The organism is Streptomyces sp. SDr-06, from assembly GCF_003324565.1.
Lineage (GTDB): Bacteria > Actinomycetota > Actinomycetes > Streptomycetales > Streptomycetaceae > Streptomyces.
Map to the genome: position 1 here is coordinate 546,053 of NZ_QOLA01000002.1, position 24,098 is coordinate 570,150.

21 protein-coding genes are annotated in these 24,098 nt (G+C 70.8%); 18 read left to right on the forward strand and 3 right to left on the reverse strand.

The genetic code is table 11. The features are described 5' to 3' along the window. The first annotated feature begins 1 nt into the window (after position 1). The 12 genes from DT019_RS06825 to DT019_RS06880 all read left to right on the forward strand — a co-directional run bounded on the left by DT019_RS06825 (position 2) and on the right by DT019_RS06880 (position 12,556). On the forward strand, positions 2-1,423 hold the full coding sequence (locus DT019_RS06825; protein ID WP_114035718.1) for a UDP-N-acetylmuramoyl-tripeptide--D-alanyl-D-alanine ligase: 1,422 nt from the start codon (positions 2-4) through the stop codon (positions 1,421-1,423). Then, complete coding sequence (gene mraY / locus DT019_RS06830) at positions 1,420-2,490, forward strand: phospho-N-acetylmuramoyl-pentapeptide-transferase (protein WP_114035719.1); 1,071 nt, start codon at positions 1,420-1,422, stop codon at positions 2,488-2,490. The genes DT019_RS06825 and mraY overlap by 4 nt, the downstream gene beginning before the upstream one ends. Next, complete coding sequence (murD, locus tag DT019_RS06835) at positions 2,472-3,896, forward strand: UDP-N-acetylmuramoyl-L-alanine--D-glutamate ligase (RefSeq protein WP_114035720.1); 1,425 nt, start codon at positions 2,472-2,474, stop codon at positions 3,894-3,896. The genes mraY and murD overlap by 19 nt, the downstream gene beginning before the upstream one ends. A gap of 58 nt (positions 3,897-3,954) precedes the next feature. Next, on the forward strand, positions 3,955-5,334 hold the full coding sequence (gene ftsW / locus DT019_RS06840; RefSeq protein WP_114035721.1) for a putative lipid II flippase FtsW: 1,380 nt from the start codon (positions 3,955-3,957) through the stop codon (positions 5,332-5,334). A gap of 6 nt (positions 5,335-5,340) precedes the next feature. Continuing rightward, entirely contained in the window at positions 5,341-6,426 is a 1,086-nt protein-coding gene (murG, locus tag DT019_RS06845) for an undecaprenyldiphospho-muramoylpentapeptide beta-N-acetylglucosaminyltransferase (RefSeq protein ID WP_114035722.1), read from the forward strand. A gap of 23 nt (positions 6,427-6,449) precedes the next feature. Then, a complete protein-coding gene (locus DT019_RS06850) occupies positions 6,450-7,265 on the forward strand; it encodes a cell division protein FtsQ/DivIB (RefSeq protein WP_114035723.1) in 816 nt (271 codons plus the stop codon). A 277-nt stretch (positions 7,266-7,542) separates the two neighbouring features. Next, complete coding sequence (ftsZ, locus tag DT019_RS06855) at positions 7,543-8,748, forward strand: cell division protein FtsZ (RefSeq protein WP_114035724.1); 1,206 nt, start codon at positions 7,543-7,545, stop codon at positions 8,746-8,748. A 52-nt stretch (positions 8,749-8,800) separates the two neighbouring features. Further along, positions 8,801-9,508 carry a peptidoglycan editing factor PgeF gene (gene pgeF / locus DT019_RS06860; protein WP_388975527.1) on the forward strand — a complete coding sequence of 236 codons (708 nt, stop codon included), beginning with the start codon at positions 8,801-8,803 and terminating at the stop codon, positions 9,506-9,508. A gap of 6 nt (positions 9,509-9,514) precedes the next feature. After that, positions 9,515-10,234 (forward strand): YggS family pyridoxal phosphate-dependent enzyme, encoded by a 720-nt coding sequence (locus DT019_RS06865; RefSeq protein ID WP_114035726.1) that lies wholly within the window; start codon positions 9,515-9,517, stop codon positions 10,232-10,234. A 140-nt stretch (positions 10,235-10,374) separates the two neighbouring features. Further along, the gene (locus DT019_RS06870; RefSeq protein WP_114035727.1) at positions 10,375-10,992 is read left to right on the forward strand and encodes a cell division protein SepF; all 618 of its coding nucleotides are present in this window, start codon (positions 10,375-10,377) and stop codon (positions 10,990-10,992) included. A gap of 72 nt (positions 10,993-11,064) precedes the next feature. Beyond that, entirely contained in the window at positions 11,065-11,349 is a 285-nt protein-coding gene (locus tag DT019_RS06875) for a YggT family protein (protein ID WP_114035728.1), read from the forward strand. Between the two features lie 49 nt (positions 11,350-11,398). After that, positions 11,399-12,556, forward strand: coding sequence for a DivIVA domain-containing protein (locus tag DT019_RS06880; RefSeq protein ID WP_114035729.1), 1,158 nt, complete (start codon positions 11,399-11,401; stop codon positions 12,554-12,556). Positions 12,557-12,960: 404 nt separating this feature from the next. Here the strand turns inward: DT019_RS06880 and ileS are convergent, their stop codons facing one another. After that, positions 12,961-16,101 carry an isoleucine--tRNA ligase gene (gene ileS, locus DT019_RS06885; protein WP_114035730.1) on the reverse strand — a complete coding sequence of 1,047 codons (3,141 nt, stop codon included), beginning with the start codon at positions 16,099-16,101 and terminating at the stop codon, positions 12,961-12,963. A 555-nt stretch (positions 16,102-16,656) separates the two neighbouring features. Between ileS and DT019_RS06890 the strand changes: the two genes are divergently transcribed. The 5 genes from DT019_RS06890 (at position 16,657) to DT019_RS06910 (ending at position 21,464) form a co-directional block, all read left to right on the forward strand. Then, a complete protein-coding gene (locus DT019_RS06890; protein ID WP_114035731.1) occupies positions 16,657-17,673 on the forward strand; it encodes a TraR/DksA family transcriptional regulator in 1,017 nt (338 codons plus the stop codon). Positions 17,674-17,734: 61 nt separating this feature from the next. After that, positions 17,735-18,301 (forward strand): signal peptidase II, encoded by a 567-nt coding sequence (gene lspA / locus DT019_RS06895; RefSeq protein ID WP_114035732.1) that lies wholly within the window; start codon positions 17,735-17,737, stop codon positions 18,299-18,301. 65 nt (positions 18,302-18,366) lie between these two features. Beyond that, entirely contained in the window at positions 18,367-19,308 is a 942-nt protein-coding gene (locus tag DT019_RS06900) for an RluA family pseudouridine synthase (protein ID WP_114035733.1), read from the forward strand. Further along, positions 19,305-19,766 carry a GNAT family N-acetyltransferase gene (locus tag DT019_RS06905; protein WP_114035734.1) on the forward strand — a complete coding sequence of 154 codons (462 nt, stop codon included), beginning with the start codon at positions 19,305-19,307 and terminating at the stop codon, positions 19,764-19,766. The genes DT019_RS06900 and DT019_RS06905 overlap by 4 nt, the downstream gene beginning before the upstream one ends. A 111-nt stretch (positions 19,767-19,877) precedes the next feature. Further along, positions 19,878-21,464 (forward strand): Na+/H+ antiporter, encoded by a 1,587-nt coding sequence (locus DT019_RS06910; RefSeq protein WP_114035735.1) that lies wholly within the window; start codon positions 19,878-19,880, stop codon positions 21,462-21,464. 24 nt (positions 21,465-21,488) lie between these two features. On the opposite strand, the gene DT019_RS06915 is transcribed toward DT019_RS06910, so the two are convergent. After that, the gene (locus DT019_RS06915; protein WP_114035736.1) at positions 21,489-22,559 is read right to left on the reverse strand and encodes a mechanosensitive ion channel family protein; all 1,071 of its coding nucleotides are present in this window, start codon (positions 22,557-22,559) and stop codon (positions 21,489-21,491) included. Between the two features lie 30 nt (positions 22,560-22,589). Between DT019_RS06915 and DT019_RS06920 the strand changes: the two genes are divergently transcribed. Continuing rightward, complete coding sequence (locus DT019_RS06920) at positions 22,590-23,171, forward strand: dienelactone hydrolase family protein (RefSeq protein WP_114035737.1); 582 nt, start codon at positions 22,590-22,592, stop codon at positions 23,169-23,171. A gap of 64 nt (positions 23,172-23,235) precedes the next feature. Here DT019_RS06920 and DT019_RS06925 read toward each other — a convergent pair whose 3' ends face one another. Next, positions 23,236-24,045, reverse strand: coding sequence for a DsbA family protein (locus tag DT019_RS06925; RefSeq protein ID WP_114035738.1), 810 nt, complete (start codon positions 24,043-24,045; stop codon positions 23,236-23,238). Positions 24,046-24,098: the final 53 nt, after the last annotated feature.

The following is a 24,098-nucleotide window of genomic DNA, read 5'->3' on the forward strand; positions in this document are numbered from 1 at the left end:
AGTGATCGCCCTCTCCCTAGCCGAGATCGCCGAAATCGTCGGCGGGCAGCCGCACGACATACCGGATCCGTCCGTCACGGTCAGCGGCCCCGTCGTCATCGATTCCCGCCAGGTGGCGCCCGGTTCGCTCTTCGTGGCCTTCGCCGGTGAACGCGTCGACGGCCACGACTACGCGCGGCGCGCCTTCGAGGCGGGCGCCGCGGCGGTCCTCGCGGCCCGTCCGGTCGGCGTGCCCGCGATCGTCGTCGACGACGTGCAGGCCGCCCTCGGCGCGCTCGCCCGCGACGTCGTACGCCGTCTGGGCACCGAAGTCGTCGCGCTCACCGGCTCGTCGGGCAAGACGTCCACCAAGGACCTGATCGCGCAGGTGCTCCAGCGCCACGCGCCGACGGTGTTCACGCCGGGCTCGCTCAACAACGAGATCGGCCTGCCGCTGACCGCGCTCACCGCCACCGCGGACACCAGGCACCTGGTCCTGGAGATGGGCGCGCGCGGAATCGGCCACATCCGCTACCTCACGGGGCTGACCCCGCCGAGGATCGGTCTCGTCCTCAACGTCGGGACCGCCCACATCGGCGAGTTCGGCGGCCGCGACCAGATCGCCCTGGCCAAGGGCGAGTTGGTGGAGGGCCTGCCGGACAACGGCTGCGCCGTCCTGAACGCGGACGACCCGCTGGTGCGGGCCATGGCGTCGCGCACCAAGGCGCGCGTGCTGCTGTTCGGCGAGGCCGAGGACGCGGACGTACGGGCCGAGAATGTCCGGCTCACAGCGGCCGGACAGCCCTCCTTCAGCCTTCACACACCCTCCGGGTGCGGCGACGTGACGTTGCGCCTGTACGGTGAGCACCACGTGTCGAACGCGCTCGCCGCGGCCGCCGTCGCCCATGAGCTGGGCATGTCCGCAGACGAGATCGCCCGCGCGCTCTCCGAGGCGGGCACCCTCTCCCGCTGGCGTATGGAGGTCACCGAGCGTCCGGACGGTGTGACGATCGTCAACGACGCCTACAACGCGAACCCCGAATCCATGCGAGCCGCCCTGCGCGCGCTCGTGGCCATGGGAGAAGCCTCACGGGCCGAGGGGGGACGCACGTGGGCGGTGCTCGGTCCGATGGCCGAGCTCGGCGACGAGTCGCTCGCCGAGCACGACGCGGTCGGACGGCTCGCCGTCCGACTCAACGTCAGCAAGCTCGTGGCAGTCGGGGGCCGGGAAGCGTCCTGGCTGCAACTGGGCGCATATAACGAGGGTTCGTGGGGTGAGGAGTCGGTGCACGTGTCCGACGCACAGGCGGCCGTCGACCTGCTGCGCAGTGAACTGCGGCCGGGAGACGTCGTGCTGGTGAAGGCGTCCAGGTCGATCGGCCTGGAGCGGGTGGCACTGGCGCTGCTCGATGGCGCCGTCGAGGGTGAGGTCACCGCCCGATGAGGCAGATCCTCTTCGCGGGAGCCATCGGTCTGTTCCTGACCCTGGTCGGCACCCCGCTGCTCATCAAGCTGCTCGCCCGCAAGGGCTACGGCCAGTTCATCCGGGACGACGGTCCGCGCGGCCACGCCGGGAAGAAGGGCACACCCACCATGGGTGGCATCGCCTTCATCCTGGCCACGCTGATCGCGTACGCCCTGACCAAGGTGATCACCAGCGAGGACCCGACGTTCTCGGGCCTGCTCGTGCTCTTCCTGACCGCCGGCATGGGCATGGTCGGCTTCCTCGACGACTACATCAAGATCGTCAAGCAGCGCTCGCTGGGCCTGCGGGCCAAGGCGAAGATGGCCGGACAGCTGATCGTGGGCATCGCCTTCGCGGTGCTCGCCCTCCAGTTCGCGGACGCCCGGGGCAACACCCCGGCCTCCACCAAGCTGTCGTTCATCAACGACTTCGGCTGGTCGATCGGCCCCGTCATCTTCGTGGTGTGGGCGCTGTTCATGATCCTGGCGATGTCGAACGGCGTGAACCTGACGGACGGTCTGGACGGCCTGGCCACCGGCGCGTCCGTGATGGTCTTCGGCGCCTACACCTTCATCGGGCTCTGGCAGTTCCAGGAGTCCTGCGCCAACGCGCAGACCCTGACCAACCCCAACGCCTGCTTCGAGGTGCGCGACCCGCTCGACCTCGCGGTCGTCGCCTCCGCCCTGATGGGCTCCTGCTTCGGCTTCCTGTGGTGGAACACCTCGCCCGCCAAGATCTTCATGGGCGACACCGGATCGCTCGCCCTCGGCGGCGCGCTCGCGGGCCTGGCGATCTGCTCCCGCACGGAGTTCCTGATCGCCCTGCTCGGCGGCCTCTTCGTGCTGATCACGATGTCCGTGGTCATCCAGGTCGGCTCGTTCAAGATGACCGGCAAGCGGGTCTTCCGGATGGCGCCGCTCCAGCACCACTTCGAACTCAAGGGGTGGTCCGAAGTCCTTGTCGTGGTCCGGTTCTGGATCATCCAGGGCATGTGCGTGATCGTGGGTCTCGGACTCTTCTACGCGGGATGGGCAGCCGACAAGTGAGCTGGCAGGGCATGAAGGTCACCGTCGCCGGTCTCGGCGTGAGCGGCGTCAGCGCCGCCCGCGCCCTGGCCGGCCTCGGCGCCGAGGTGACGGTCGTGGACGGCGGCGACTCGGACCAGCACCGCGCGCGGGCGGCCGAGCTGGAGCGGGAGGACATCCGGGTCCGGCTCGGGGACGCCGAGACGCTCCCCGCGGGCACCGGACTCGTCGTCACCTCGCCCGGCTGGCAGCCCTCCTCGCCGCTGTTCGCGGCCGCCGCCGCGGCGGGCGTGGACGTGGTGGGCGACGTCGAGATCGCCTGGCGGCTGCGCGGCCCCGACGCCGCGCCCTGGCTCGCGATCACCGGCACCAACGGCAAGACCACCACGACCCGGATGCTCGCCTCGATCCTGAGCGCGGCGGGCCTGCGGACCACCGCCGTCGGCAACATCGGTACCCCGATCATCGACGTGGTGCTCGGCGACGAGACCTACGACGTGCTCGCCGTGGAGCTCTCCAGCTACCAGCTGCACTGGGCGCCCTCGCTGCGCGCCCACTCGGCCGCCGTGCTCAATCTGGCGCCGGACCACCTCGACTGGCACGGCTCCATGGAGGCGTACGCCGCCGACAAGGGCCGCGTCTACGAGGGCAACACCGTCGCCTGTGTCTACAACGCCGAGGACAAGGCGACCGAGCACCTGGTGCGCGAGGCCGACGTGGAGGAGGGCTGCCGGGCGATCGGCTTCACCCTGGGCACCCCGGGCCCCTCCCAGCTCGGCGTGGTCGACGGCATCCTCGTCGACCGGGCCTTCGTGCAGAACCGGCAGAAGAACGCCCAGGAGCTCGCCGAGGTCTCCGACGTCTTCCCGCCGGCCCCGCACAACATCGCCAACGCGCTCGCGGCGGCGGCCCTGGCCCGCGCCTTCGGTGTCGAGCCCAAGGCCGTACGCGACGGGCTCAAGGCGTTCCGGCCCGACGCGCACCGCATCGAGCACGTCGCGGACGTCGCCTCCGTCGCCTACGTGGACGACTCCAAGGCCACCAACACGCACGCCGCCGAGGCCTCGCTCGCGGCGTACGACCCGATCGTCTGGATCGCCGGCGGACTGGCCAAGGGCGCCTCCTTCGACGAACTGGTGCAGCGGTCGGCGAAGCGGCTGCGCGGGGTCGTCCTGATCGGCGCCGAGCGGCACCTGATCGCCGAAGCCCTGGCGCGACACGCGCCCGAGGTCCCGGTGGTGGACCTCGACCGGACCGACACTGGGGCGATGTCGGCGGCGGTCCGCGAGGCGGCGGGGCTCGCCCGGCCGGGGGACACCGTCCTGTTGGCCCCGGCCTGCGCCTCGATGGACATGTTCGCGAACTACAACAAGCGCGGCGAGGCCTTCGCGGAAGCGGTCCGCGAGCTCGCCGCAGGGCGCGCCTAGCCGGACCACCCGTTCCACGGACCGGCGGCGCCGGGCACGACTGGAGGGGACACCACACATGGCGGCCGATGCACTGGGCGGCTCCGGGAGCGGCGCGCGCGGGCTGCCCGCACGCGCCGGTCTCCTCCTGCGCAGCCGTACCGCCGGGCCCGTGCGGCGCCCGGCCGTCCGCGGCGGCACCGGCACACCGCGGCGGCCCGGACCGCGCGGCCCCAGACGCCTGGTCGAGCAGGCCAGAAAGGCCTGGGACCGCCCGCTCACGGCGTACTACCTGATCCTCGGCAGCGCCCTGCTCATCACCGTGCTGGGCCTGGTGATGGTCTACTCCGCCTCGATGATCAAGGCCCTCGAACTGTCGCTGCCGGGCTCGTACTTCTTCCGCAAGCAGTTCCTCGCGGCCCTCATCGGGGGCGGGCTGATGGTCGCGGCGGCCCGGATGCCCGCCAAACTCCACCGGGCGCTCGCCTACCCGATACTGGCCGGCACGGTCTTCCTGCTGGTCCTGGTGCAGGTCCCCGGGATAGGGAAATCGGTCAACGGCAACCAGAACTGGATCTACCTGGGCGGTCCCTTCCAGCTCCAGCCCAGCGAGTTCGCCAAGCTGGCGCTGCTCCTGTGGGGCGCCGACCTGCTGGCGCGCAAACAGGACAAGCGGCTCCTGACCGAGTGGAAGCACATGCTGGTGCCGCTCGTCCCGGTGGCCTTCCTGCTGCTCGGGCTCATCATGCTCGGCGGCGACATGGGCACGACGATCATCCTGACCGCGATCCTGTTCGGGCTGCTCTGGCTGGCCGGCGCCCCCACCCGGCTCTTCGCGGGCGTCCTCGCGATCGCGGGCACGCTCGCCGCCCTCTTCATCAAGATCAGCCCGCACCGGATGGGCCGGCTGAACTGCATCGGCGCCACCGACCCGGGGCCGCAGGACCAGTGCTGGCAGGCCGTGCACGGAATCTACGCGCTCGCCTCGGGCGGATGGTTCGGATCCGGCCTGGGTGCGAGTGTGGAGAAATGGGGTCAACTCCCCGAGCCGCACACCGACTTCATCTTCGCCGTCACCGGCGAGGAACTGGGTCTGGCGGGGACGCTGTCGGTCGTCGCCCTCTTCGCGGCTCTAGGCTATGCGGGTATCCGCGTGGCCGGACGCACGGAGGACCCCTTCGTGAGGTACGCCGCGGGAGGTGTGACCACCTGGATCGTGGCCCAGGCCGTGATCAACATCGGTGCGGTGCTCGGCCTGCTGCCGATCGCCGGTGTCCCGCTCCCGCTGTTCTCCTACGGAGGGTCCGCGCTGCTGCCGACCATGTTCGCCGTGGGGCTCCTGATCGCGTTCGCGCGGGACGACCCCGCGGCGCGGGCGGCGCTTGCCATGCGGCAGCCTCGGGTGAGTTGGAAGTCGATGAGACGGCGCGTCAAGAAGCGTCCGTCCGGAGAGCGGTGAATTTCGGTGCATGTCGTACTCGCCGGTGGGGGGACCGCCGGCCACATCGAGCCCGCGCTCGCCCTCGCGGATGCCCTGCGCAGGCAGGACCCCACCGTGGGGATCACGGCACTCGGCACGGAGAAGGGCCTGGAGACCCGGCTCGTGCCCGAGCGCGGTTACGAGCTCGCGCTCATCCCGGCCGTCCCCCTGCCCCGCAGGCCCACCCCCGAGCTGATCACCGTCCCCGGGCGGCTGCGCGGCACGATCAAGGCCGCCGAGCAGATCCTGGAGCGCACCAAGGCGGACTGCGTCGTCGGCTTCGGCGGCTACGTGGCGCTGCCCGGCTACCTGGCCGCCAAGCGGCTCGGGGTGCCGATCGTGGTCCACGAGGCCAACGCCCGCCCCGGCCTCGCCAACAAGATCGGTTCGCGGTACGCGGCCTCGGTGGCCGTCGCCACCCCGGACAGCAAGCTGCGCAACTCCCGCTACATCGGCATCCCGCTGCGCTACTCGATCGCGACGCTCGACCGGGCCCGGGTCCGCCCCGAGGCGCGGGCCGCGTTCGGGCTCGACCCGGGGCTGCCGACGCTGCTCGTCTCCGGCGGCTCGCAGGGCGCCCGCCGCCTGAACGAGGTCATCCAGCAGATCGCGCCGGTGCTCCAGCGCTCCGGAATCCAGATCCTGCACGCGGTCGGCCCGAAGAACGAACTGCCGCGTGTCGACAACATGCCCGGGATGCCCCCGTATGTCCCGGTACCGTACGTGGACCGGATGGATCTCGCGTACGCCGCGGCCGACATGATGCTCTGCCGCGCGGGCGCGATGACCGTCGCCGAACTCTCCGCCGTCGGGCTGCCCGCCGCCTACGTACCGTTGCCGATCGGCAACGGCGAACAGCGGCTGAACGCCCAGCCGGTGGTCAAGGCCGGTGGCGGACTCCTCGTGGACGACGCCGAACTCACTCCCGAGTGGGTGCAGAGCAACGTCCTCCCGGTGCTCGCCGACCCGCACCGGCTGTACGAGATGTCGCGCTCCGCCGCCGAGTTCGGACGGCGCGACGCCGACCAACTCCTCGTGCAGATGGTGTACGAGGCCGTCGCAGGACGCTGATCAACGGACGGAAGGCAGGGACCGTGGCCGGACAGGCGACCGCTCAGCGCGGTGGCGGACAGACCGACAGGTCGGCGAAATCCGCGAAGTCCGGCCGGCCCGGCCCCCGCCCCCGGTCGGGCCGCCGCCTCCGGCTGCCCCGCGGGCGCGGCCTGATCGTCCTCGGCGTCGCCGCCGCCCTGCTCGGGGCCGGCGTCATCTGGGTGCTGTACGGCTCGACCTGGCTCCGCGTCGAGCACGTGAAGACCACCGGGACCCAGGTTCTGACGCCCGGTGAGGTCGAGGCGGCCGCCGCGGTGCCGATCGGATCTCCGCTGGTTTCCGTCGACACAGGCGGGATTGAGGCCCGATTGCGCCAGAAACTGCCGCGTATCGACTCCGTCGAGGTCGTTCGCTCATGGCCGCACGGGATCGGTCTGAAAGTGACCGAACGCAAGCCGGCCCTGGTCATGAAGAACGGCGCGAAGTTCGACGAAGTGGACGCCAAGGGTGTGCGTTTCGCCACCATCCCGCAGCCGTTGAAGGACGTTCCGCTGCTCGAATTGGTCCCCTCGCAGTCGCCGAGTCAGCGCCGCTTCGGCACCGACCGGCTGGTGCTCGAAGCGGTCCGGATCACGGGTGAACTCCCGTCGGGCGTCGCCAAGGAGACCCGTTCCGTCCGGATTTCCTCCTACGACTCCGTCACGCTGGAGTTGGCCGGGGGCCGGAGCGTGCTGTGGGGCAGCGATGAGGACGGTGAGCTGAAGGGACGTACCCTCAGTGCACTGATGAAAGCCCGGCCGAAGTCGACCCGCTTCGACGTGAGCGCCCCCACCGCCCCTGCGGTATCGGGTAGTTGACGGACATATGCGCTGGCCAGCACCCTGGTTGGTCAGCGACACGGGTGATCACATAGGGTGAAAAGAAAAACGGGAGGTTCGGCGTGTTCGTTGAACGTGCGCCACTTGTCGACTTAGTGTCCTGTTCGGAAGAGTCCAGCGAACAGACACACTGGTAACCCTAAACTTCAACGTTAGGGTTCGGGTCGGCGATACGGACCGTCCCAATCGGCATTCGTCGTCACCTTGCGCCACCCGCGAAGTGACGACCCGTAACTCGAGGCGAGAGGCCTTCGACGTGGCAGCACCGCAGAACTACCTCGCAGTCATCAAGGTCATCGGTGTCGGCGGCGGTGGTGTCAATGCCATCAACCGAATGATCGAGGTCGGTCTCAAGGGCGTCGAGTTCATCGCGATCAACACGGACGCGCAAGCACTGTTGATGAGCGACGCCGACGTCAAGCTCGACGTCGGCCGTGAACTCACCCGCGGCCTCGGGGCCGGAGCCAACCCGGCAGTCGGACGCAAGGCGGCAGAGGACCACCGTGAGGAGATCGAGGAGGTCCTCAAGGGGGCCGACATGGTCTTCGTCACCGCCGGCGAGGGCGGCGGCACCGGCACCGGCGGCGCCCCCGTCGTCGCCAACATCGCGCGCTCGCTCGGCGCCCTGACGATCGGTGTGGTCACCCGCCCGTTCACCTTCGAGGGCCGGCGCCGGGCGAACCAGGCGGAGGACGGCATCGCCGAGCTCCGCGAAGAGGTCGACACCCTCATCGTCATTCCCAACGACCGGCTGCTGTCCATCTCGGACCGCCAGGTCTCGGTCCTGGACGCCTTCAAGTCGGCCGACCAGGTCCTGCTCTCCGGTGTCCAGGGCATCACGGACCTGATCACCACCCCGGGCCTCATCAACCTCGACTTCGCCGACGTCAAGTCGGTCATGTCCGAGGCCGGTTCGGCGCTCATGGGCATCGGCTCGGCACGCGGCGACGACCGCGCGGTGGCCGCCGCCGAGATGGCGATCTCCTCGCCGCTGCTTGAAGCCTCCATCGACGGCGCCCGCGGGGTGCTGCTCTCGATCTCTGGCGGCTCGGACCTCGGCCTCTTCGAGATCAACGAGGCGGCCCAGCTGGTCAGCGAGGCCGCCCACCCCGAGGCCAACATCATCTTCGGTGCGGTCATCGACGACGCCCTCGGCGACGAGGTGCGCGTCACGGTCATCGCGGCCGGCTTCGACGGCGGACAGCCGCCGGCCCGCCGGGACAACGTGCTGGGCGCCACCTCCAACAAGCGCGAGGAGCCCACGCCTTCGCGTCCGGCCGAGGTGTCCCGGCCGCTCGGCGGACTCGGCACGGTCAGCACCCGCGAGGAGCCCCCGGTGGCGCCCGCCCCGGTCGAGCCGGCCCCGGTCAACGAGACCCCGGCCCCCTCGGCCATCCCGACGGCCCGTCCGTACCCGGACAGCCAGGCCGAGGAGCTGGACGTCCCGGACTTCCTCAAGTGAGCGAAGTGACGTTTCGAAGCGATCTCTTGAAGTGATACGAGAGCAGGGCACCGTGAGCGGCGCGCACTTCGCCTTCACCGACCGGTGGGGCGGGGTGAGCGCCGTTCCGTACGAGGAGCTCAACCTCGGCGGCGCGGTCGGCGACGACCCCGCAGCCGTCCGCGCCAACCGCGAGCGCGCCGCCGCCTCGCTCGGGCTCGACCCGGGCCGGGTGGTCTGGATGAACCAGGTGCACGGGCGCGAGGTCGCCGTCGTCGACGGCCCCTTCGCCCCGGGCGACACGACCGCCGTGGACGCGGTGGTGACGGGCCGTCGGGGAACGGCGCTCGCCGTGCTCACCGCGGACTGCACCCCGGTCCTGCTCGCCGACCCGGTGGCCGGGGTCGCGGGCGCCGCCCACGCGGGCCGGCCCGGAATGGTCGCGGGCGTGGTGCCCGCCGCCGTCGAGGCGATGGTCTCGCTCGGCGCCGACCCGGCCCGGATCGTCGCGCGCACCGGCCCGGCCGTCTGCGGACGCTGCTACGAGGTGCCCGGGCCGATGCGGGCCGAGGTCGCCGAGGCCGAGCCCGCCGCCTGGTCCGAGACCAGCTGGGGCACGCCCGCCGTGGACGTCACCGCGGGAGTGCACGCGCAACTGGCCGCCCTGGGCGTCACCGACCTCCAGGCCTCGCCCGTCTGCACGCTCGAATCCCTCGACCACTTCTCGTACCGTCGCGACCGCACCACCGGGCGGCTCGCCGGATATGTCTGGCTGGACTGACGACTCATGACGGATCGCAAGACCGAACTCGCCGAGAACCTGGCCCGGGTGGAGGAACGTATCGCTTCCGCCTGTGCCGCGGCCGGGCGCCGGCGGGACGAGGTGACCCTCATCGTGGTCACCAAGACCTACCCGGCGAGCGACGTGCGCCTGCTGCACGCGCTGGGCGTACGCCATGTCGCGGAGAACCGCGACCAGGACGCGGCCCCCAAGGCGGCGGCCTGTGCGGACCTCGATCTCACCTGGCACTTCGTGGGTCAGTTGCAGACGAACAAGGTTCGTTCTGTTGCGGGTTATGCCGATATGGTGCAGTCGGTCGACCGGTCCAAGCTGATCGGCTCGCTCTCCGCCGCGGCGGTCCGGGCCGAGCGCGAACTGGGCTGCCTCATCCAGGTCGCGCTCGACGCGGAGTCCGGTGCGCGGGGCGAGCGCGGAGGGGTCGCCCCGGACGGGATCGAGGAGTTGGCGGCCCTGGTCGCCGAGGCGCCCGGGCTCCGGCTCGACGGTCTGATGACGGTGGCGCCGCTGGCCGGTGAGTACGCCGGACGGCAACGGGCCGCGTTCGAGCGGCTGGTGGAATTCTCATCCCGCCTGCGCGCGGACCATCCGGCTGCGAACATGGTGTCAGCAGGGATGAGTGCGGACCTCGAAGAGGCCGTTGCGGCCGGAGCGACACATGTACGCGTCGGAACGGCGGTACTCGGAGTCCGACCCCGGCTCGGGTAACGTCGCGAAGCAAGTCGGACCACAGCAGAAAATATGGTCATTCCCACTCTTCGGTGGGCAGACCGCGTGGATCGTGGGCCCTTGGTGACGCTGCCAGTTGGCGACAGGAGCGATCCACCACAGAGCGGAGGAATCTGAGCATGGCCGGCGCGATGCGCAAGATGGCGGTCTACCTCGGCCTCGTGGAGGACGATGGGTACGACGGCCGGGGGTTCGACCCCGACGACGATTTCGAACCCGAGCCCGAACCGGAGCGCGACCGTCGGCGGCATCAGCCCCCGCACCAGTCCACACTCCAGGACGAACGGGACGAACCGGTACGGGTAACTCAGCCTCCGGCGCCGAGAGAACCGGTTCAGCTATCGGTAGAAAGCGGACGTCCGGCGCGAATTGCACCCGTGGCATCCATCACACCTGAACGTCCGAGCCTGGAGAAGAACGCACCGGTGATCATGCCCAAGGTCGTGTCCGAGCGGGAGCCGTACCGCATCACCACGCTGCACCCGCGGACCTACAACGAGGCCCGTACCATCGGGGAACACTTCCGCGAGGGCACTCCGGTGATCATGAATCTCACCGAGATGGACGACACCGACGCGAAGCGACTTGTCGACTTTGCCGCCGGACTCGTCTTCGGCCTGCACGGCAGCATTGAACGGGTGACGCAGAAGGTGTTCCTGCTGTCTCCTGCTAACGTCGATGTCACGGCGGAGGACAAGGCCCGCATCGCAGAGGGCGGTTTCTTCAACCAGAGCTGAGAACACGACACCGGGAACGAACCGGCCAGGACAAGGCCGGGGCTTTGATGCAAGGGGAGAGGGAAGCGCGAGATGGGCGTCGCACTACAGGTGGTCTACATCGCGCTGATGTGCTTCCTCATCGTGCTGATCTTCCGGCTCGTCATGGACTACGTCTTCCAGTTCGCCCGTTCATGGCAACCCGGCAAGGCGATGGTGGTCGTTCTTGAGGCCACCTACACTGTCACCGATCCACCGCTCAAGCTTCTGCGGCGGTTCATTCCGCCGCTGCGTCTCGGGGGCGTGGCACTCGACCTGTCCTTCTTCGTTCTGATGATCATCGTCTACATCCTGATCAGCATCGTGGTCAGGTTGTGAACGATACGGTCCTGCCGACTGCCGACGACTACGTAGAGGTGAAGAAGAGATGCCGCTGACCCCCGAGGACGTGCGGAACAAGCAGTTCACGACCGTCCGCCTCCGAGAAGGCTATGACGAGGACGAGGTCGATGCCTTCCTCGACGAGGTCGAGTCCGAGCTGACGCGACTGCTCCGCGAGAACGAGGACCTGCGCGCCAAGCTGGCCGCCGCCACGCGCGCCGCCGCGCAGAACCAGCAGCAGCAGGGCATGCGCAAGCAGGAGCCGCAGGACGGCCGAGGCCCGGGTGCGCCCGTACCCGCCGCCATATCCGGTCCGCCGCAGGTCCAGCAGCAGCCGCAGATGGGTCCGCCCCAGCTGCCCAGCGGTGCGCCGCAGCTGCCCGCGGGACCTGGCGGCCACGGCCCGCAGGGCCAGCACGGCCCGGGCCAGATGGGCCAGGGCCCCATGGGTCAGGGTCCGATGGGCCAGAACCAGCTGGGTCAGGGCCCCATGGGCCAGAACCAGCTCGGCCAGGGCCCGATGGGCCAGCCGATGGGCGGCCCCATGGGCGGCCACGGTCCGCAGATGGGACAGCCGGCCCAGGCTCCCGGTGGCGACAGCGCCGCCCGGGTGCTCTCGCTCGCGCAGCAGACCGCCGACCAGGCGATCGCGGAGGCCCGTTCCGAGGCCAACAAGATCGTCGGTGAGGCCCGGTCCCGCGCCGAGGGTCTCGAGCGCGACGCCCGTGCCAAGGCCGACGCCCTGGAGCGGGACGCGCAGGAGAAGCACCGCGTCGCGATGGGCTCCCTGGAGTCCGCCCGCGCCACGCTGGAGCGCAAGGTCGAGGACCTGCGCGGCTTCGAGCGCGAGTACCGCACGCGTCTGAAGTCCTACCTGGAGTCCCAGCTGCGTCAGCTGGAGACCCAGGCCGACGACTCGCTCGCGCCGCCGCGCACCCCGGCGACCGCGTCGCTGCCGCCGGCTCCGCAGATGAGCGGGTCCATGGCGTCGGCCGGTGCCGGTGCGATGGGGCACCCCATGGGGGGCCAGCAGTCCATGGGCGGTCAGCAGTCCATGCCCAGCGCGCCGTCCTACGGTGGCCAGCAGCAGATGTCGCCGGCGATGACCCAGCCGATGGCGCCGGTACGGCCGCAGGGGCCGTCGCCGATGCAGCAGGCTCCTTCGCCGATGCGGGGCTTCCTGATCGACGAGGACGACAACTGACGGGGTCTGCGCGCGTGATCCGCGCGTAGCCGTCGGCAGGCTGCGAGGGCCGGGCCCCTGGTTTTTCCAGGGGCCCGGCCCTTTTGCGCGCCCTCGGTCCGGCGGGTCCGGTCCGCTGTGGCCGGTTGCCCCTGGCGGGGTGGGTCTTCTCCGGCTGCGCGGGCCCGGGGCCCGGTTTTTGCGTGCGGGCGCGTGCGTGGCTGGTCGCGCAGTTCCCCGCGCCCCTGGAAACCCGCCTTCGTCCGCGGATCGTGGTCGCTTCTCGCGCAGTTCCCAGCGCCCCTGGCGGTGCTGGTGCTGGCCGGCATGAGCAACCTCAGCCCGTCCGGCGGTTGGAGGCGGGCGCGGAGGGTATGGCTCGGCGGCCCACCCCCGTGTGGGGGTGGGCCGCCGGGAGGGGGCTGCTACGCCTTGCGGAGGCGGAACGTGAGGGAGAGGCCCTCGTCGGTGAAGGGCTCGCCGTACCCCGAGGGCGCCTCGCCGGACGCGTAGTCCGTCGCCAGGACCTCGTCCGCGATCAGGTCCGCGTGGGCCGTCAGCGCCGAGGCGACCTCCGGATCCGTGGCGACCCAGCGCACCGCGATCCGGTCCGCCACGTCGAGGCCGCTGTTCTTGCGCGCCTCCTGGATCAGCCGGATCGCGTCCCGGGCCAGGCCCGCGAGCCGCAGCTCAGGGGTGATCTCCAGGTCGAGGGCGACCGTGGCGCCGGAGTCCGAGGCCACCGACCAGCCCTCGCGCGGGGTCTCGGTGATGATGACCTCGTCCGGGGCCAGCGAGACCTGCTCGCCGTTGACCTCGACGGACGCCGTGCCCGTGTCGCGCAGCGAGGCGGACAGGGCCGCCGCGTCGGCCGCGGCCACGGCCTTCGCCACGTCCTGCACGCCCTTGCCGAACCGCTTGCCGAGCGCGCGGAAGTTGGCCTTCGCCGTGGTGTCGACCAGCGAGCCACCCACCTCGGAGAGGGAGGCAAGGGACGTCACGTTCAGCTCTTCGGTGATCTGCGCGTGCAGCTCGGGGGAGAGCGTCTCGAAGCCCGTCACCGCGACCAGGGCCCGCGACAGCGGCTGGCGGGTCTTGACGCCCGACTCCGCGCGGGTGGCCCGGCCGAGCTCGACCAGGCGGCGTACCAGCGCCATCTGGGTGGAGAGGGCCGGGTCGATCGCCGCCCGGTCGGCCTTCGGCCACGAGGACAGGTGGACGGACTCCGGGGCGTCCGGGGTCACCGGCACCACCATGTCCAGCCAGACGCGCTCGGTGATGAACGGCGTCAGCGGGGCCATCAGGCGGGTGACGGTCTCGACCACGTCGTGCAGCGTGCGCAGCGCCGCCTTGTCGCCCTGCCAGAAGCGGCGGCGCGAGCGGCGCACGTACCAGTTGGAGAGGTCGTCGACGAAGGAGGACAGGAGCTTGCCCGCCTTCTGGGTGTCGTAGGACTCCAGGGCCGCAGTGACGCCCTCGACCAGGGAGCCCAGCTCGCTCAGCAGCCAGCGGTCCAGGATCGTGCGGTCGGCCGGGGCCGGGTCCGCCGCGCTCGGCGCCCAGTTGGACGTGCGGGCGTACAGGGCCTGGAAGGCGACCGTGTTCCAGTAGGTCAGCAGGGTCTTGCGCACGACCTCCTGGATGGTGCCGTGGCCCACCCGGCGGGCCGCCCAGGGGGAGCCGCCGGCCGCCATGAACCAGCGCACCGCGTCGGCGCCGTGCTGGTCCATCAGCGGGATCGGGTCCAGGGTGTTGCCCAGGTGCTTGGACATCTTGCGGCCGTCCTCGGCGAGGATGTGGCCGAGGCACACCACGTTCTCGTACGACGACTTGTCGAAGACCAGGGTGCCGACCGCCATCAGCGTGTAGAACCAGCCGCGGGTCTGGTCGATGGCCTCGGAGATGAACTGCGCCGGGTAGCGGGACTCGAACAGTTCCTTGTTCCGGTGCGGGTAGCCGTACTGCGCGAACGGCATCGAGCCCGAGTCGTACCAGGCGTCGATGACCTCCGGCACGCGGACGGCTTCCAGGGAGCAGCCCTCGGCGGTGCAGGTGAACGTCACGTCGTCGATGTACGGGCGGTGCGGGTCGAGCGCGGACTGGTCCGTGCCGGTCAGCTCGGTCAGCTCGGCGCGGGACCCGACGCAGGTGAGGTGGACCTCCTCGCAGCGCCAGATGGGCAGCGGGGTGCCCCAGTAGCGGTTGCGGGACAGCGCCCAGTCGATGTTGTTCTTCAGCCAGTCGCCGAAGCGGCCCTCCTTGACCGACTCGGGGAACCAGTTGGTCTTCTCGTTCTCCCGCAGCAGCGCGTCCTTGACGGCCGTGGTGCGGATGTACCAGGACGGCTGCGCGTAGTAGAGCAGCGCCGTGTGGCAGCGCCAGCAGTGCGGGTAGCTGTGCTCGTACGGGACGTGGCGGAAGAGGAGGCCGCGCTCCTTGAGGTCCTCCGTGAGCCTCTCGTCGGCCTTCTTGAAGAAGACGCCGCCGACGAGCGGGACGTCCTCCTCGAAGGTGCCGTCGGGGCGGACCGGGTTCACGACCGGCAGTCCGTACGCCTTGCAGACCAGGAGGTCGTCGGCGCCGAACGCGGGGGACTGGTGGACCAGCCCCGTGCCGTCCTCGGTCGTGACGTACTCGGCGTTCACCACGTAGTGCGCCGGCTCCGGGAACTCGACCAGCTCGAAGGGGCGCTGGTAGGTCCAGCGCTCCATCTCGGCGCCGGTGAAGCTCTGGCCGGTCACCTCCCAGCCCTCGCCGAGCGCCTTCTCCAGGAGCGGCTCGGCCACGACGAGCTTCTCCTCGCCGTTCGTCGCGACGACGTAGGTCACCTCGGGGTGGGCCGCGACCGCCGTGTTGGACACCAGCGTCCACGGGGTCGTCGTCCACACCAGGAGGGCCGCCTCGCCCGCGAGCGGGCCGCCGGTGAGCGGGAAGCGGACGAAGACCGAGGGGTCCACGACCGTCTCGTAGCCCTGCGCCAGCTCGTGGTCGGACAGGCCGGTGCCGCAGCGCGGGCACCAAGGGGCGACGCGGTGGTCCTGGGTGAGCAGGCCCTTGTTGAAGATCTCCTTCAGGGACCACCACACGGACTCGACGTACTGCGGGTCCATGGTGCGATAGGCGTCGTCCAGGTCGACCCAGTAGCCCATCCGGGTCGTGAGGTCGGCGAAGGCGTCGGTGTGGCGGGTCACGGACTCGCGGCACTTGGCGTTGAACTCGGCGATGCCGTACGCCTCGATGTCCTTCTTGCCGTTGAAGCCGAGCTCCTTCTCGACCGCCAGCTCGACGGGCAGGCCGTGGCAGTCCCAGCCGGCCTTGCGGGCCACGTGATAGCCCTGCATCGTGCGGAAGCGGGGGAAGACGTCCTTGAAGACGCGGGCCTCGATGTGGTGGGCGCCCGGCATGCCGTTGGCGGTGGGCGGGCCCTCGTAGAAGACCCACTCGGGACGGCCCTCGGACTGTTCGAGGCTCTTGGCGAAGACCTTGGACTGCTCCCAGAAGTCGAGCACGGCGTGCTCGAGCGCGGGCAGGTCGACCTGGGCGGGCACCTGGCGGTACTGCGACATCCGTTCATCCTCCGGCGGATCGTCGTGCGGTTCCGTCGGAGGGACGAGAGCCTGCCCTCGTGGGGCGCTCCCGCGGTACCACCCTCCTTGGCGGTGTGCGGAACACCGCCCCCTCATTGGGGTCGCGAAGCCGGGTCTACTCGCCCTGCGGGCTTTCTTCCGGCGGCTCGGGGGTGATCTTCACCGCGCGCTCGCCTCCGGGCTCACACCGTCCCCGGATCGCTCTTGGCTGCGTACGCCGCTACTCGTCCCGTCCACGCCTCTCGCTGCGGCCAGTGTACGGGGCCCGGCGGAGGGCGGCCGACCGGTTTTCGGCGGACGGGGCCGGGGCCGCGTCCATGACCCGAATGGGCATACCGCCTCCGGCGGAGTCCGGCTCCGCCCGTCCGGCGGATTACCGGGCCGGGAGCTGGGCACAACCGATGCAGGTTCGTCTTGCCGCCGGTCCGGGGCGGGGCGAACCGGCGGCGTGCCCCGTTGCCGCGGGCCTGGGGTCGATTTATCGTCCCAGCACGATTCGCGAGCAAGATCACAATATGTGAAGGGGCCGCGGCCATGGTGGCGAAGAAGACCGCCGTAGAGACCACAACGGCGTCCAGGAAACCCAGTGCCACACGTGCTGCCGCAGGTGCCACCACGGGCTCGGCGGCCAAGGACACGAGTGGCGGGAAGAACACCGCCGCCCAGAAGAAGGCGGCCAAGAAGACCACGTCGGGCAAGACCGCTTCGAGCAAGACAGCCCAGGCCAAGACCGCTTCGAGCAGAACGACCGCGGCCGGGACCGCCTCCGGCGAGGCCGCCGCGGCAAAGAAGTCGACCGCCGGTAAAGCGACCGCAGGGAAGGCGACCGCGGGCGGGTCGGCCGCGGCCAAGGAGGCGGCGCCCGCCAAGAAGGCCGCGGCGAAGAAGGCCACCGCCAAGAAGACCGCGGCCGCCAAGGCAACCGGGACGGCGCGGGCCGCGTCCGACAAGGCGACCGACAAGACGGCGCCGGCGAAGTCGGCCGGGGCGGGCGCCAAGAGGGCCGCGACCGCGGCTCAGGGGGCGGCTTCGGCCGCGGAACAGACGGGAGCCAACAAGGTGGTTGCGAAGAAGACTGCGGGAGGGGCAACGGCGGCCAGGACCGCCGCGGCGTCGGCGGTGCCGGCGGCCCGTGCGGTCGCCACGACCGCCCCGGGGGAGCTCCCGGTCCGGCCGGGCGAGGACCCGTGGACCCCGGAGGAGGTCTCCGAGGCCCGCAACGAGCTGTCCAGCGAGGTGCTGCGGCTGCGCAGCGAGATCGAGGCCTCCGAGGCGGCGCTGGCCGGGCTGATGCGCGACTCCGGGGACGGCGCGGGCGACGACGACGCCGACACCGGCACCAAGAACATCACCCGCGAGCACGAGATGGCGCTGGCCGCCAACGCCCGCGAGACGCTCGAACAGACCGAGCACGCCCTGGAACGGCTCGACGCCGGGACGTACGGCTACTGCGAGGTCTGCGGGAATCCGATCGGCAAGGCCCGGATGCAGGCGTTCCCGCGCGCGACGCTCTGCGTGGAGGACAAGCAGAAGCAGGAACGGCGGGGCTGACTCCGCACAGGTGTGCCGTACTCTCGTGCTCAGTCAGCACCTAGTCGGTTGAGGGACTCACGTGGCAGAGGCGGAGCGCATCATCGGTACGCCGGATGTGGAAGGGGCCGACGAGCAGGCGGCCCCTGCCGAGCAGCCGAAGGGCAAGCGGAAGATCGCCGTGCTGTTCGCGGTGGCGGTCTTCGCCTTCCTTCTCGACCTCGGCAGCAAGATGCTCGTGGTGGCCAGGCTGGAGCACCACGAGCCGATCAAGGTCATCGGTGACCTGCTCGAACTGAACGCGATCCGCAACGCGGGCGCCGCCTTCGGCATCGGCGAGGCGTTCACGGTGATCTTCACGATCATCGCGGCCACCGTGATCGTGGTGATCGCCCGGCTCGCGCGCAAGCTCTACAGCCTGCCGTGGGCGATCGCGCTCGGCCTGCTGCTCGGCGGCGCGCTCGGCAACCTCACCGACCGGATCTTCCGGTCGCCCGGGATCTTCGAGGGCGCGGTCGTCGACTTCATCGCCCCCAAGGGCTTCGCGGTCTTCAACCTCGCCGACTCGGCCATCGTGTGCGGCGGCATCCTGATCGTGATCCTGTCCTTCCGCGGCCTCGACCCGGACGGCACCGTCCACCAGGACTGAGCGCCCGGGTCCGCCCGTCGGACGCTGCGGCGGGGGATGTCGGTGGGGCAAGGCATACTCGACGGGTGAGCACGATTCCCGAGATCCGCACCCTGCCCGTTCCCGACGGCCTCGAAGGCGAGCGCGTCGACGCCGCCATCTCCCGCATGTTCGGGTTTTCCCGTACCAAGGCGGCCGAGCTGGCCGCGGCGGGGAAGGTCCAGGTCGACGGCGCCGTGGTCGGCAAGTCCGAGCGGGTGCACGGCGGGGCCTGGCTCGAGGTCGAGATGCCGCAGGCGCCCGCGCCCGTGCAGATCGTCGCCGAGCCCGTCGAGGGCATGGAGATCGTCCACGACGACGACGACATTGTCGTGATCATGAAGCCGGTGGGCGTCGCCGCCCACCCGAGCCCGGGCTGGACCGGCACCACGGTCATCGGCGGCCTCGCCGCGGCCGGTTACCGCATCTCCACCTCCGGCGCCGCCGAGCGCCAGGGCATCGTGCACCGCCTCGACGTGGGCACCTCCGGCCTGATGGTCGTCGCCAAGTCCGAGCGGGCGTACACCTCGCTCAAGGCGCAGTTCCGCGAGCGCGTCGTCGACAAGCGCTACCACGCGCTGGTCCAGGGCCACCCGGACCCGATGAGCGGCACCATCGACGCCCCGATCGGCCGCCACCCCAACCACGACTACAAGTGGGCCGTGACCGCCGAGGGCAAGCCGTCGGTCACGCACTACGACCTGATCGAGGCCTTCCGCGCCGCCTCGCTGCTCGACATCAAGCTGGAGACGGGCCGCACCCACCAGATCCGTGTCCACATGTCGGCCCATCGCCACCCCTGCGTCGGCGACCTCACCTACGGCGCCGACCCGACCATCGCCAAGCGCCTCAAGCTGACGCGCCAGTGGCTGCACGCGGTGCGCCTCGGCTTCGAGCACCCCTCGGACGGCCAGTGGGTCGAGTTCGCGAGCGAGTACCCGGCGGACCTGCAGAACGCGCTCGACACCATCCGGGCCGAGAGCGAGTGACGGCCTTCGAGGTCCGCGTCGCCGAGGACGCGGCCGACCGCGAGGCCTGCTTCGCCGTGCGCAGGCAGGTGTTCGTGGTCGAGCAGGAGGTCCCCGAGGAGCTGGAGTACGACGCGTACGACGCGGTCGCCCTGCACGTCCTCGCGCTCGGCCCCCAGGGACCGCTCGGCACCGGGCGGCTCCTGTACGGCCCGCGGGCGCTGGCCAGGACCGGCGGCGCGGACATCGGCTCGCTCGGCCGGCTCGCGGTGACCTCCGCCGCGCGCGGCCTGGGCGTCGGCGCGGCCCTGGTGCGCGCCATCGAGGACGCCGCCCGCGAGCGCGGCCTCACCGCGGTCGACCTGCACGCGCAGACCCACGCGCTGGGCTTCTACGAGCGGCTCGGGTACGAGGCGTACGGCCCGGAGTTCCCGGACGCCGGCATTGCGCACCGGGCCATGCGGCGGGTCCTGGCCTAGCGGTCCGCCCGCACCGTTTGCCCCCGATGGGCGGTTCGGCCGGGTTGCGTGGCACGCTGTAGGTCTTGATCGTCAAGGCCGTTCAGGCCCGCACCGCCCGGGAGGGCATCCGTGGATCAGCTGGCCCTGCTGCTCGTGCTCCTGCTCGGCGCGGTGGTGACGGTTCCCCTCGGGGAGCGCCTCGGCCTGCCCGCTCCCGTGCTCATGACGCTCGGCGGGATCGCCATGGCGCTGCTGCCGTTCGTGCCGAACGTGGACATCGACCCGGAGTTCATCCTCCCGCTCGTGCTGCCCCCGCTGCTCTACGCCTCCGTACAGCGCACCTCCTGGCGGCAGTTCACGGCCAACGTCCGGCCCATCTTCCTGCTCGCCGTGGCGCTCGTCTTCGTGACCACGGCGGCCGTCGCCGCCGTCGCGGGCTCCATCGTGCCCGGGCTGCCGATCGCCGCCGCCGTCGCGCTCGGCGCGCTCGTCGCCCCGCCCGACCCGGTCGCGGCGACCGCCGTCGCGGGCTCGCTCGGCCTGCCCCGCCGCCTGGTGTCGATCCTGGAGGGCGAGGGCCTGTTCAACGACGTGACCGCGATCGTGCTCTACCACGTGGCGATCACGGCGGCCGTGACCGGGAGCTTCTCCTGGGCGTCGGCCGCCGGTGAGCTCGTGCTGTCCGCCGTGGTCGCGGTCGCCGTGGGGCTCGCGCTCGGCTGGGCCGCCAACAAGCTGATGGTCCTCCTCGACGACCCCACCCTCCAGATCGGCCTCACCCTCCTGGTCCCGTTCGTCGGCTATGTGCTGGCCGAGGAGTTCGGCGGCTCCGGCGTCCTCGCCGTACTGACGGTCGCGCTGTTCCTCGCCGAGCACACGATGGACGCCGACGACGTGCAGGGCCGCCTCGCCGGGGCCACGTTCTGGCAGATCGTCGACACCCTGGTCACCGGCGTCGCCTTCGGCCTGATCGGGCTCGAACTCCACAACGTGTTCGGCACGGCGACCGGTCGCGAGCTGCACATGTTCGGCTGGGCCGCGGCCGTGGTGGGGGTCGTCGTGGGCGTACGCCTGCTGTGGCTGCTCCCGGCGACCTGGCTCGCCAAGCGGCTGCACACCCTGCGCGACTACGACGAGGAGATCCCCACCTCCTGGCGCGAGACCATCGTCATGTGGTGGGCCGGGATGCGCGGGGTGGCCTCGGTGGCCCTCGCGCTCGCCATTCCGCTGAAGACCGACGACGGCGCACCCTTCCCCGGCCGCGACGAGATCGTCTTCATCGCCTTCGCCGTGATCATGACGACGCTGGTCTTCCAGGGGCTGACCCTGCCCTGGCTGGTCAAGCGGCTGGGCGTACGGGCCGACACGGACGCCGAGCGCCATCTGGAGCGGGACCTGGCCATCCGTGCCGCGAAGGCCGCGAAACGGCGGCTGAAGGAGATCGAGGACGTCGAGGAGCTGCCCGAGGACGTCCTGGAGCAGTTGCACCGCCGGGCCTACGACGTCGGCGCGCGGATCAGCCCCGACATGGTCGACGAGGAGCGCCGCGAGGCCTACGCGAAGCGGGTCGAGCGGATCCGGGCGGTGCAGCGCATCCAGCGCGAGATGATGTCGGCCGCCCGGCACGAGGTGCTCTCCGCGCGCAGCGAGCCCGGCGCCGACCCGGAGATCGTGGACCGGGTGCTGCGGCAGCTGGACGTCCGCAGCCTGCGCTGACCGGGCCCGGGACCCGCCCGCGCCTCAGGGCCGCTCGTCCTCGACCGCAGGGCGGGCGGCGGGCCGGGCCTCGCCCGTCGTGATCCTCGGCAGGGCGTAGGGATGCTCGGCGTACAGCCACGCCACCAGCTGCTCGCGGACGGTGACCCGGACCGTCCAGATGTCGTCGGCGTCCTTGGCCGTGACGACCGCGCGGACCTGGATCGTGGACGGCGTGGTGTCCGTCACCGCGAGCGAGAAGTCCCGCCCGTCCCAGGCCGGGCACTCCTTGAGGATCAGGGCGAGCCGCTCGCGCATCAGGGGCAGCGGCGCCGAGTGGTCGAGGTGGAAGAAGACCGTGCCGGTCATCTGGGCGCCGCCGCGCGACCAGTTCTGGAACGGCTTGCTGGTGAAGTACGACACCGGCATGGTCAGGCGCCGCTCGTCCCAGGTGCGCACCGCGAGGAAGGTGAGCGTGATCTCCTCGACGACACCCCACTCCCCGTCGACCACCACCGTGTCGCCGATCCGCACCATGTCGCCGAAGGCGATCTGGAGCCCCGCGAAGAGGTTGCCGAGGGTGGACTGCGCCGCGACACCGGCGACGATGCCCAGGATGCCCGCCGAGGCCAGCAGCGAGGTGCCCGCCGCGCGCATCGCGGGGAAGGTGAGCAGCATCGAGGCGACGGCCACCACGGCGACGATCGCGCTGACCACCCGCTGGATGAGGGTGACCTGCGTACGGACCCGGCGGACCCGGGCCGGGTCGCGGGTCGAGGTCGCGTACCGGCTGAAGGAGGACTCCACGACAGCCGTCGCGATCCGCACCACCAGCCAGGCGCTCGCGCCGATGAGGACCAGCGTCAGGATCTGGCCCAGACCGGCCTTGTGCTCCTGCACCGGGCCCCACTTGATCGCGCCGTAGGAGCCGCGCAGGATCGCGGTGAGCAGGACCAGGCGCAGTGGTATGCGGCAGCGGCGCAGCAGTCCCCACAGCGGTGTCTCGTGGTGCCGTGCGTCGACCCGGCGCAGCAGCCGGTCGGCCAGCCAGCCCACCACCAGCGTGAGGACGACCGAGCCGCCGATGACGATCAGTGGACGCAGCACGTTCTCCATGCCCTCGACCGTAACTGGCACGATGGCCCCATGAACATCATGCTTTTCCATTCGGTCTACGGTCTGCGTCCCGCCGTACAGGAGGCGGCCGGGCGGCTGCGGGCCGCCGGCCACGAGGTGCACGTCCCCGACCTGTACGAAGGCCGCACCGTCGAGACCGTCGAGGAGGGCAGGGACGTCAAGGACGAGATCGGCAAGGACGAGCTCCTGAAGCGCGCCATTCTCGCCGCCGCCCCGTACTCGGAGCGCGGGCTCGTCTACGCCGGGTTCTCGCTCGGCGCGTCCATCGCGCAGACCCTGGCGCTCGGCGACGACAAGGCGCGCGGGCTGCTGCTGCTCCACGGCACCTCGGACATGGCCGAGAACACGGCCGTGGACGAGCTGCCCGTGCAGCTCCACGTCGCCGACCCGGACCCGTTCGAGTCCGGCGACTGGCTCAACTCCTGGTACCTGCAGATGCGCCGGGCCGGCGCGGACGTGGAGATCTACCGCTACCAGGGCGCCGGCCACCTCTACACCGACCTGCAGCTGCCGGACTACGACGAGGCGGCGGCCGAGCAGACCTGGCGCACGGCGCTCGGCTTCCTCGACGACCTCGCGGCCGAGGCCTAGCAACGCCGAACGGGCAGTCCGGAACCGGTGGTCCGCACTGCCCGTTCGTCAGGAGCGGCGGGGATCAGCCCTTGAGCGCCTTGTCGATCGCGGCCGTGAAGGAGGCCGGGTCCGAGGGGGCGTTGTCCGAGCCCTCCGCGGTGATCTTCTTGCCGTCCATCTTCAGCGTCGGCGTGCCCTGGACGCCGCTGCTGTCGAACTTGTCCGACATGGTCAGCGCCCACTTGTCGTAGGTGCCGTCCTTGACCGCCTTGTCGAAGGCCGCGTTCCCCTTGAGCGCCGGGACGGTGTCCGCGATCTTGATCAGGTAGTCGCGGTCCTTGAACTTGTCGGTGGTCTCCTCGGGGTGGTACTTCGCCGAGTAGAGCGCCGACTTGTACTCCAGGAACGCCTCGGGGCTGACGTTCAGCGCCGCGCCGAGCGCGCTCAGGGCGGTCTTGGAGCCGGTGCCCGGGCTGCCCTTGTCGATGAACGTGGCGCCGATGAACTGGATCTTGTACTTGCCCGCGTCGATGTCCTTCTTGATCGTCGGGCCGACGGTCTGCTCGAACTGCGAGCAGATCGGGCAGCGCGGGTCCTCGTACATCTCGAGGGTCTTCTTCGCGTCGGGCTTGCCGATGACGACGGTGGTGCCGTCGCTGCCCGAGTTGGCGGGCTTCACCAGGGCCTTGTCCTTGGCGGCGTCCCACGCGCCGGGCTTCATGGCCTGCATGATCGCGTAGCTCGCTCCGCCCGCGATGGCGAGGACGCCGACGACGGACACGGCCACGATGATCTGCCGACGCGTCTTGGCCTTCTTGGCCTCGCGCTCGCGCTCCGCTCGCAGCCGCTCGCGGGCGGCAGCCTTGTTGGCCTGGCTGTTGCGGGAACTCATGATCTTTTTCTCCGGATGGCAGGTGAGGAAGGTGACGGGAACCGCTGTGCTCG